The organism is Novipirellula rosea, from assembly GCF_039541335.1.
Taxonomy (GTDB): domain Bacteria; phylum Planctomycetota; class Planctomycetia; order Pirellulales; family Pirellulaceae; genus Novipirellula; species Novipirellula rosea.
Genome location: NZ_BAABGA010000055.1, coordinates 1 through 1,379, shown reverse-complemented (window position 1 = coordinate 1,379; position 1,379 = coordinate 1). Strand labels below are relative to the sequence as shown.

General features: G+C 54.0%; 1 protein-coding gene. It reads left to right on the top strand.

Annotated elements, in window-relative coordinates; all coding sequences use genetic code 11:
- Positions 1 to 272 precede the first annotated feature (272 nt).
- A complete protein-coding gene (locus ABD971_RS22150; protein WP_345325657.1) occupies positions 273 to 566 on the top strand; it encodes a hypothetical protein in 294 nt (97 codons plus the stop codon).
- Positions 567 to 1,379: the final 813 nt, after the last annotated feature.

Genomic DNA, 1,379 nt, shown 5'->3' with positions numbered 1-1,379 from the left:
GTGGGAGAGTGGGAGAGTGGGAGAGTGGGAGAGTGGGAGAGTGGTTTTGGGGGCAACATGGGACGGGTTTGGTGGCGGCACGTAGTATTACAGTGTAGATGTGCTTGGTGTGGGGGCGGGGCGGGCCTGCAGTGATCTGTATTTCGCGAAGACTTTCCGGCGAAATCGCAAGGCTCTGGCCGTGAAGTGCTGTCGAACCAGCGGCTTGTTTTGCCTCTTTGCCCGGTTGTGGTTCGCGTGGGTTCGGACAACGGTTCGCGGGGAGACCGTGTTTGTTAGTTGGCAGTCCGTGTTTGTTAGATGGCGAAGCTTCCGCGACGCTGGCGCGATACGCGAGTTTCGAAGTGACGTTAGCGTCGATTTTTCAGCCCAGCCGATCAGCCGCCGCGTCAGCCAAGGATCGAATCAAGGGTGATCGAATCAATGGCGATCGAATCAAGGGCGATGGAATCAAGGGCGATGGAATCAAGGACGATGGAATCAAGGACGATGGAATCAAGGACGATGGAATCAAGGACGATGGTTTTTGCTCGACCCTCTGGAAGTGGTCTGGCAATGCAGGATGATCCGGCGGGAATTGCAGCCATGCTGTTTGAGTGGCGGTGGTCGTTCGTTGAATCGAACCGCGGCACTATTCGCTTTTCGGTCGCGATGCGTTCTTGGGTGCCCATGTTGCGGACAGTGGTATCCGAATTTGTTATCGCAGCGGTTTGTTATCGCTGCGGGCTCTTTCCGCATTCTTGGGGGACGCTCGCTTGCTTGTTGGGTTGGTGCCTCGCAATTCACAGCAGCTGGCCAGTGTCGGCGAACGCTTGTGGCTTGCTGCGAGCGAAGTGCGTTTCGAGGCTTCGGGGGCTGGGAATCGGAGGGCAATTCGGCAGTGGACTCTTTAAAAGTGGTCAGGAAGCAAACGGGCTTGGAAATAATTCAGAAGTTCTTTGTGACAAAACCAGGGTGCCGGTTGGAGTTCACTGGTTCGGGAAAAGACGGTGTATCATGTTGCGGCTCCGGTGCGATCGGCGGAGGTGGCTCGATCGATTTTGCTCACTTTTTGAAAAAGTGGGCTAGAGCGTGTTGACGCCAGAGGCCGAAGACGTAATCATTCCCTCTCGCACTTGAGAGCAACTTTCACTCGCCCGCCGAGCGGAACAATGCTTTTAAGTTGCACCGATCATTGACAATTTGGTGATGAAACTTCTGTTGAGTTCAGATGCGAGGCCATTCCTCGATACTGCTTGCTGTTGATGCAAGACGGTATCGGAAAAAATGGCGAATCGCTGAGGGTCTTTACCGAGGCCCTCAGAGCAGAATCAACTTTCGGTTTTAACTTTGCTTTCTCCCGGTCAGCTTGCTGGCTGGTGAATCAATACAAAATTGAA